This window comes from Pseudomonas sp. H1h, from assembly GCF_000633255.1.
GTDB lineage: Bacteria > Pseudomonadota > Gammaproteobacteria > Pseudomonadales > Pseudomonadaceae > Aquipseudomonas.
The window spans coordinates 123558-131273 of sequence record NZ_AYMJ01000006.1 but is presented as its reverse complement, the minus strand read 5'-3'; the positions used below and the strand labels follow the sequence as shown (position 1 = coordinate 131273).

Sequence of the window (7716 nt, the reverse complement as noted above, 5' to 3'; positions counted from 1 at the left end):
CCTACGAGCCGACCACCCCCAAACTGAACACACCCAATCCAACTGTGGGAGCTGGCCTGCCAGCGAAAGCGGCCCAACAGCCAGCCATTTTCCAACTGAGAACTCTCAATCGAATTCAGCGACTGAAGGCTACGATGTTTTGATCTTCAAAAGATCGCAGCCTGCGCCAGCTCCTACAGGGGCTTGTAGGGCGGCTCTGTTTTTTGTGTTCACGATGTTCTTGAGCGCGACAACCGGGTCGTTGACCGTTAGTGTTCCAGGTCCACGCAAGTCGCTTTGAGAGGTCAAAGGAATGACGCGCAACCTCGTCCATCTGCTTCGCCCCAACGGCTATTTCAGTCTGATGGCCTGGGTGCTCGCGGCGTTGCTGTTCATCAATCGGCTGAGCAGCATGGTCAAGCTGTTCATGGCGTTGTATCTGCGTCAGGAGCTGGGACTGGCGATCGAGACGGTTGGCTGGCTGTTGTCGGCTTACGGCGCGGGGTTGTTGGTCGGTTCGATGCTCGGCGGGCTGCTCAGTGACCATGTGCGGACGGCGCGGCTGACGGCGGCGCTGTTTTTCGTTTCCGTGTGGGTGCTGATTCTGCTCGGGCTGGTGACGCAGGTGCCGCTGTTGGCCGGGTTGCTGTTGCTCAGCGGCACGATCGATGGCGCGATTCGGACGTTGCACCAGCGCTTGATCATGGAGTACTGCGAGCCTGCGCAGCGCCCGCGCGCTCAAGCCTTGAGCCGGGTGGCGCGTAACCTTGGCATGGCCGCCGCCGGTATTGCCGGCGGGGTGTTGGCGCAGACGGATTTCCGCTGGGTGTTTTTTGCCAGTGCGGCGATGACGCTGTTGGCGTTGCTCTGGTTTGTGCGTACTACCTGGCGCCGCGCGGTACTCGAGCCCGATGAGGTTCCCGAGGCTGGCACTGGCGTGCCGTTGCGCGACACGGCGTTTCTCTGGCTACTGGCGGCGGCGGTGTTGCTCGGGATGGCCTTCGATACCGTCTACAGCACGCTAGGCAATTATCTACGCGACTACTACCACCTGAGCACCGAGGCCATCGGCTGGCAGTTCGGGCTCAATGCGATGCTGGTGGTGGCGCTGCAAATTCCATTGGCGCACTGGGGCGAGCGTTGGGGCTCGCGTCGGCAATTGCTGGCGGGTTGTGTGTTGCTGGCCGTCGGGTTGGGAATGTTGCCGTTTGGCTCTGGATTGTTTTATGTGTGTTTGTCGACGGTGATCTGGACATTGGGTGAAGCTTTTTTCATGCCGCCGATGAATGTACTGGTCATGCAACACGCGCAGGGCGGTAAAAGCGGCCAGTATTTTGGCCTGTTTTTCATGAGCTGGAGTGCGAGCGCATTGCTGTCGCCGGTGTTGAGTGGTCAGCTGTATGGGCACTTCGGCGGCCACAGCGTGTGGTTTGCCAGTGCGACGCTGGCGCTGATGACCTTGCCGTTGGTCTACCTTGCGACACGCTCATCAACCCGGGCCAAGGTGCTTGCTGTCCGCAAAGGCGTGACCTCGCTTAGCTGATTCGGTTATAGCGATTATTCACAAGTGATCTGCCAAACCGGGGCATTTCCGGGGACTCGTTAGCGTCCTATCTGGTGAACCGGGCTGATCGGAACTAGATTTCATTCAGCGCCGGATCGGCACCCCAGGCTACAACCACGAAAGGATGGAATCAGCTATGAGCATTTTTCAACGCATTGTGCTGTTGCTTAAGGTTTTGGTGATGCTGTCACTGGGTACGTCTGCAGCCTGGGCGAGTACCGCCAGTCCTCAGCAGGGTTTCAATGCAGCGCATGGGCACGGTGGTGTGATCGTGCTGGCCAAGTCCGAATCCGAACCAGGTGATCAGGATCAGGGTGGCAGCAAGGACGATGATGATTCGACCACTGACGAGCCAGACACTGACGATGATGATGGCGACAGCCAGTCGTAAATCGCAGGCAAAAGAAAACCCCTTCTTCCCCCGACTGATGCGCAATCGAGGGCGAAGGGGTTTGGTTAACGCTTTGGCTACAACTCAAGTCTCTTGTGGGAGGGGGCTTGCTCCCGGAAGCGGTGAATCAGTCACGTTCATCTTCGACCGTCACACCGCATTCGCGAGCAAGCCCGCTCCCACAATTTCGTCCGCCGTTATCAGGCGGCGCCGTCGAGGAACTGTTCGGCGTAGTGGCAAGCCACCTGCCGGCTGTCGAGCTGGCGCAATGCCGGCTCTTCAGTGCTGCAACGCTCGGTGGCATACGGGCAGCGCTTGTGGAACGCGCAGCCAGCTGGCGGATTGAGCGGGTTAGGCAGTTCGCCGACGATCTTGATTTTCGGTTTGTTCGGGTCCGGGTGAATGGTCGGGGTCGCCGACAGCAGCGCCTGGGTGTAAGGGTGCAACGGACGTTCGTAGATGTCGTTTTTCGGACCCAATTCCACCGGGCGACCGAGGTACATCACCATCACGTCATCCGCCACGTGTTGCACCACCGCGAGGTTGTGCGAAATGAACACGTAAGCGGTGTTGAACTCTTGTTGCAGATCCATGAACAGGTTCAGCACCTGCGCCTGAATCGACACGTCCAGCGCCGAGGTCGGTTCATCCGCCACCAGCACTTTGGGTTGCAGCATCATCGCCCGGGCCAGGGCGATACGCTGGCGCTGACCGCCGGAGAACATGTGCGGATAGCGCTGGTAGTGCTCGGGACGCAGGCCGACCTGTTTCATCATCGCCTGAACTTTCTCGCGACGTTCGGTGGCCGACAGGTTGGTGTTGATCAGCAGCGGCTCGGCCAGTTGATCACCGATTTTCTGCCGTGGGTTCAACGACGCGTACGGGCTCTGGAACACCATCTGCACGTCTTTGCGCAGTTGCTTGCGCTGGGCCTTGTCGGCACCGGCGACTTCCTGGCCGGCGATTTTCAGCGAGCCGGACGATGGCTCCTCGATCAGGGTCAGGGCACGGGCCAGGGTGGATTTGCCGCAGCCCGATTCGCCTACAACCGCGAGGGTCTTGCCGGCTTCCAGCTCGAACGACACGCCGTTGAGGGCGCGCACGGTCGCGTGGCCCTTGAACAGGCCACGGGAGACTTCGTAGTGACGGGTCAGGTCGCGGGCGGTAAGTACGACGGCCATTACGCCACCTCCTGGTTCAGCGGGTAGAAGCAGCGGGCGAGGCTGTTGGCTTTCGGATCCAGGCCTGGACGCTGCGCGCGGCAGCTGTCCTGCACGTATGGGCAGCGCGGCGACAGCAGGCAACCCTGCGGACGGTCGTAACGGCCCGGAACGATGCCCGGCAAGGTCGACAGGCGTGAGGCGCCCAGGCTGTGCTCGGGAATCGCCTTGAGCAGCGCTTCGCTGTATGGGTGAGCCGGGATGTCGAACAGTTGCGGTACCTGACCGACTTCTACGGCTTGGCCGGCGTACATCACGCACACGCGCTGGGCGGTTTCAGCCACGACCGCGAGGTCGTGAGTGATCAGCACCAGGCCCATGTTCTGTTCTTTCTGCAACGCCAGCAGCAGATCCATGATCTGTGCCTGAATCGTCACGTCGAGTGCGGTGGTCGGTTCGTCGGCGATCAGCAGTTTTGGTTCGCCGGCAATCGCCATGGCAATTGCCACACGCTGGCTCATGCCGCCGGACAGTTGGTGCGGGTAAGCATCCATACGGCTGGCAGCGCCCGGGATTTCAACTTTTTCCAGCAGTTCAATCGCACGTTTGCGCGCTTGCTTGCCGGACATTTTCAGGTGCAGGCGCAGCACTTCCTCGATCTGGAAACCGACGGTGTAGCTTGGGTTGAGCGCGGTCATCGGGTCCTGGAAGACCATCGACAGGTCTTTGCCGACGATCTGCCGACGCTGGCGATTGCTCAGCTTGAGCATGTCCTTGCCGTCGAAGCTGAGCGAGTCGGCGGTGACGATGCCGGGATGCTCGATCAGCCCCATCAGCGCCATCATGGTCACGGATTTACCCGAACCCGACTCGCCAACGATGGCGAGTACTTCGCCTTTGTCGACCTTCAGGTCGAGGCCATCGACCACCGGGGTCGCGTTCTTGTCGCCGAAGCGGACGTTGAGATTCTTGATTTCTAGCAGTGACATGGGAATCTCCTCAGGCGGCGTTCTTGAGTTTCGGGTCCAGCGCATCGCGCAGACCGTCGCCCATCAAGTTGATTGCCAGCACGCTGAGCAAAATGGTCAGACCCGGCAGGCTCACTACCCACCAGGCGCGTTCGATGTAGTCGCGGGCCGAGGCCAGCATGGTGCCCCACTCAGGGGTTGGCGGTTGTACGCCAAGGCCAAGGAAGCCCAGCGCCGCAGCGTCGAGAATCGCCGAAGAGAAACTCAGGGTGGCCTGTACGATCAGCGGTGCCATGCAGTTGGGCAGCACGGTGATGAACATCAGGCGTGGCAGACCGGCACCGGCCAGGCGCGCGGCGGTCACGTAGTCGCGGTTCAGTTCGCCCATCACGGCGGCACGGGTCAGACGCACGTAGGACGGCAGCGATACCACGGCAATGGCGATCACGGTGTTGATCAGGCCAGGGCCGAGGATGGCGACGATCGCCACGGCCAGCAGCAGCGACGGCAGGGCCAGCATGATGTCCATCAGACGCATGATGGTCGGGCCGATCATTTTCGGGAAGAAACCGGCAAACAGACCCAGCAGGATCCCCGGGATCAGCGACATCACCACCGACGACAGACCGATCAGCAGCGACAGGCGCGAACCCTGGATCAGGCGCGACAGCAGGTCGCGACCCAGTTCATCGGTGCCGAGCAGGAACTGCATCTGCCCGCCTTCGAGCCACGCCGGTGGAGTCAGCAGGAAGTCACGGTATTGCTCGCTCGGGTTATGCGGCGCGACCCACGGCGCGAAGATCGCGCAGAAAATCACCAGCAGCATGAACAACAGGCCGGCAACCGCGCCCTTGTTCTTGGAGAAGGCTTGCCAGAATTCTTTGTACGGCGACGGGTACAGCAGGCTTTGATCCGCGCTCGGGGCGGAAGTGGCTACTGAGGATGTTGGAGTGCTCATGGTATGGACCTCAGCGCTGATGACGGATGCGTGGGTTGGCAAAGCCGTAGAGGATGTCCACTACGAAGTTGACCAGAATTACCAGGCAGGCGATTAACAGGATGCCGTTTTGTACGACCGGGTAGTCCCGGGCGCCAATGGCTTCGATCAGCCATTTACCGATGCCGGGCCAGGAGAAGATGGTTTCGGTCAGGACCGCGCCGGCCAGCAGTGTGCCGACTTGCAGGCCGACCACGGTCAGTACCGGGATCAGCGCGTTGCGCAGGCCGTGCACGAACACCACGCGCGAGGGCGACAGGCCTTTGGCCCGTGCGGTGCGGATGTAGTCTTCGCGCAGTACTTCGAGCATCGAGGAACGGGTCATTCGCGCGATCACTGCCAGCGGAATGGTGCCGAGCACGATGGCCGGCAGGATCAGGTGATGCAGGGCGTCGAGGAACGCGCCCATGTCATCGGCCAGCAGCGTGTCGATCAGCATGAAACCGGTGCGCGGCTCGATGTCGTAGAGCAGGTCGATCCGCCCGGAAACCGGGGTCCAGCCCAGGCTCACCGAGAAGAACATGATCAGGATCAGGCCCCACCAGAAGATCGGCATCGAATACCCCGCCAGGGAGATGCCCATCACCCCATGGTCGAACAGGGATCCTCGCTTGAGTGCCGCAATCACCCCGGCCAGAAGGCCCAGGACACCGGCGAACAGCAGGGCGGCCATGGACAGTTCCAGGGTCGCCGGGAAGAGGGAGGTGAACTCGGTCCATACGCTCTCACGCGTACGCAGGGACTCGCCGAGATCGCCGTGGGCCAGTTTGCCGATGTAGTCCAGGTATTGGGCATACAACGGCTTGTTCAGACCAAGGCGTTCCATTGCCTGAGCGTGCATTTCGGGGTCGACCCGACGTTCGCCCATCATCACTTCCACGGGGTCGCCAGGGATCATGCGAATCAACGCGAAAGTCAGCAGGGTGATGCCGAAAAACGTGGGGATCAACAACCCCAGTCGGCGGGCAATAAAACTAAACATCTTGTGTGGTACCTCATCAGCCGGTTAGGCGTGCCCGGCGACCCTGGGATCAGGGAGGCCGGGAGTTTCTTATCTACTTCACCTGGGTGGTGGCGAAGTTATTGGTTGTCAGAGGGCTGATGTGATAACCCTCTACGTTGTTGCGCATTGCGGTAAACATCCGGGTGTGGGCCATGCTGATCCACGGTTGGTCCTGATTAAACAACACCTGGGCCTGTTCGTAGAGCTTCGCGCGTTCGGCCGGATCTACTTTAGCCCGTGCTTCGTCCAGCAGCGCCTGGAATTTCTCGTTGCACCAGCGAGCGTAGTTTTCGCCGTTCTTGGCTGCCTCGCAACTGAGCATAGGCGTCAGGAAGTTATCCGGGTCGCCGTTGTCGCCCGCCCATCCGGCCGACACCATGTCGTGCTCGCCGTTCTTGGCGCGTTTAAGCATCTCGCCCCATTCCATCACGCGGATGTCGACCTTGATGCCCACTTTCGCCAGGTCAGCCTGCATCATCTGTGCGCCGAGCATCGGGTTCGGGTTGGTCGGGCCACCGCCGTTACGGGTAAACAGGGTAAACACGGTGCCTTCCGGAACGCCGGCTTCCTTGAGCAGGGCGCGGGCCTTGTCGAGGTCGCGTGGCGGGTTCTTCAGGTCGTGGTTGTAGCCCAGCAGCGTCGGCGGGTACGGGTTGACCGCCACCGAGGCGTTGCCTTTGCCGAACAGCGCGTTGACGTAGGCTTCCTTGTCGAAGGCGATGTCGATGGCCTTACGCACGCGCACGTCGCTCATGTATTTGTGCTGGGTGTTCATCGCGATGTACGAGACGGTCATCGCGTCCAGCTCATCGACTTTCAAGTTGCTGTCTTTCTTGATGCTCGGGATGTCATCCGGTTTCGGATACAGCGCAACCTGGCACTCGTTGGCCTTGAGCTTCTGCAGACGTACGTTGTTGTCGGTGGCGATCGCCAGAATCAGCGCGTCGGCTGGCGGCTTGCCACGGAAGTAGTCCGGGTTGGCCTTGAAGCGCACCTGCGCATCCTTGGCGTAACGCTGGAAGATGAACGGGCCGGTACCGACAGGCTTGTTGTTCAGGTCGCCGGTCTTGCCGGACTTGAGCAACTGGTCGGCGTATTCGGCCGGGTAGATCGAGGAGAACGCCATCGCGATGTCGGCCAGGAATGGCGCTTCGCGGCGGGTCAGGGTGAACTTGACGGTGTTGTCGTCGACTTTCTCGACGTTTTTCAGCAGTTCCTTGAAGCCCATGCTCTCAAAGTACGGGAAGCCCACACTCGACAGTTTGTGCCACGGGTGATTCGGGTCCAGTTGACGCTGGAAGCTCCAGACCACGTCGTCGGCGTTCATGTCGCGGGTCGGCTTGAAGTATTCGGTGGTGTGAAACTTGACGCCTTTGCGCAGGTGGAACGTGTAGGTCAGGCCGTCTTCGCTGATGTCCCAGGATTCGGCCAGTGCCGGAATCACTTCGGTAGTGCCGGGCTTGAAGTCCGCCAGACGGTTGAAGATGGTTTCGGCCACAGCGTCCGCCGTGACTGCAGTTGTGTACTGGACCATATCGAAGCCTTCCGGGCTGGCTTCGGTGCAGACCACCAAGGGTTTGGCCGAGACGCCGATGGCGGCGCTCAACAACGCAGCCGCGACGGCCGCACGTAGGGGAAGCATTTTCATCGATAA

The 7716-nt window shown here is 60.7% G+C and carries 7 protein-coding genes; 2 read left to right on the top strand and 5 right to left on the bottom strand.

Annotated elements, in window-relative coordinates; translation table 11 throughout:
- Positions 1-292 precede the first annotated feature (292 nt).
- Both U862_RS0105680 and U862_RS0105675 read left to right on the top strand, forming a co-directional pair.
- Positions 293-1522 carry an MFS transporter gene (locus U862_RS0105680; protein ID WP_025109501.1) on the top strand — a complete coding sequence of 410 codons (1230 nt, stop codon included), beginning with the start codon at positions 293-295 and terminating at the stop codon, positions 1520-1522.
- Between the two features lie 157 nt (positions 1523-1679).
- On the top strand, positions 1680-1934 hold the full coding sequence (locus tag U862_RS0105675) for a hypothetical protein (RefSeq protein ID WP_025109500.1): 255 nt from the start codon (positions 1680-1682) through the stop codon (positions 1932-1934).
- 200 nt (positions 1935-2134) lie between these two features.
- On the opposite strand, the gene U862_RS0105670 is transcribed toward U862_RS0105675, so the two are convergent.
- From U862_RS0105670 to U862_RS0105650, 5 genes are all read right to left on the bottom strand, one after another.
- A complete protein-coding gene (locus tag U862_RS0105670) occupies positions 2135-3115 on the bottom strand; it encodes a peptide ABC transporter ATP-binding protein (protein WP_025109499.1) in 981 nt (326 codons plus the stop codon).
- On the bottom strand, positions 3115-4083 hold the full coding sequence (locus tag U862_RS0105665) for an ABC transporter ATP-binding protein (protein ID WP_025109498.1): 969 nt from the start codon (positions 4081-4083) through the stop codon (positions 3115-3117). The genes U862_RS0105670 and U862_RS0105665 overlap by 1 nt, the downstream gene beginning before the upstream one ends.
- A 10-nt stretch (positions 4084-4093) precedes the next feature.
- Complete coding sequence (locus U862_RS0105660; protein ID WP_003221608.1) at positions 4094-5020, bottom strand: ABC transporter permease subunit; 927 nt, start codon at positions 5018-5020, stop codon at positions 4094-4096.
- A 10-nt stretch (positions 5021-5030) separates the two neighbouring features.
- A complete protein-coding gene (locus tag U862_RS0105655) occupies positions 5031-6041 on the bottom strand; it encodes an ABC transporter permease subunit (RefSeq protein ID WP_025109497.1) in 1011 nt (336 codons plus the stop codon).
- Positions 6042-6114: 73 nt separating this feature from the next.
- The gene (locus U862_RS0105650; protein WP_025109496.1) at positions 6115-7710 is read right to left on the bottom strand and encodes an ABC transporter substrate-binding protein; all 1596 of its coding nucleotides are present in this window, start codon (positions 7708-7710) and stop codon (positions 6115-6117) included.
- Positions 7711-7716: the final 6 nt, after the last annotated feature.

Excerpts from the sequence above, each read along its gene's own strand:
- U862_RS0105680 (WP_025109501.1), top strand. The coding sequence starts at position 293 with ATGACGCGCAACCTCGTCCATCTGCTTCGCCCCAACGGCTATTTCAGT.
- U862_RS0105675 (WP_025109500.1), top strand. The coding sequence starts at position 1,680 with ATGAGCATTTTTCAACGCATTGTGCTGTTGCTTAAGGTTTTGGTGATG.
- U862_RS0105665 (WP_025109498.1), bottom strand. The coding sequence starts at position 4,083 with ATGTCACTGCTAGAAATCAAGAATCTCAACGTCCGCTTCGGCGACAAG.
- U862_RS0105650 (WP_025109496.1), bottom strand. The coding sequence starts at position 7,710 with ATGAAAATGCTTCCCCTACGTGCGGCCGTCGCGGCTGCGTTGTTGAGC.
- U862_RS0105655 (WP_025109497.1), bottom strand. The coding sequence starts at position 6,041 with ATGTTTAGTTTTATTGCCCGCCGACTGGGGTTGTTGATCCCCACGTTT.
- U862_RS0105670 (WP_025109499.1), bottom strand. The coding sequence starts at position 3,115 with ATGGCCGTCGTACTTACCGCCCGCGACCTGACCCGTCACTACGAAGTC.
- U862_RS0105660 (WP_003221608.1), bottom strand. The coding sequence starts at position 5,020 with ATGAGCACTCCAACATCCTCAGTAGCCACTTCCGCCCCGAGCGCGGAT.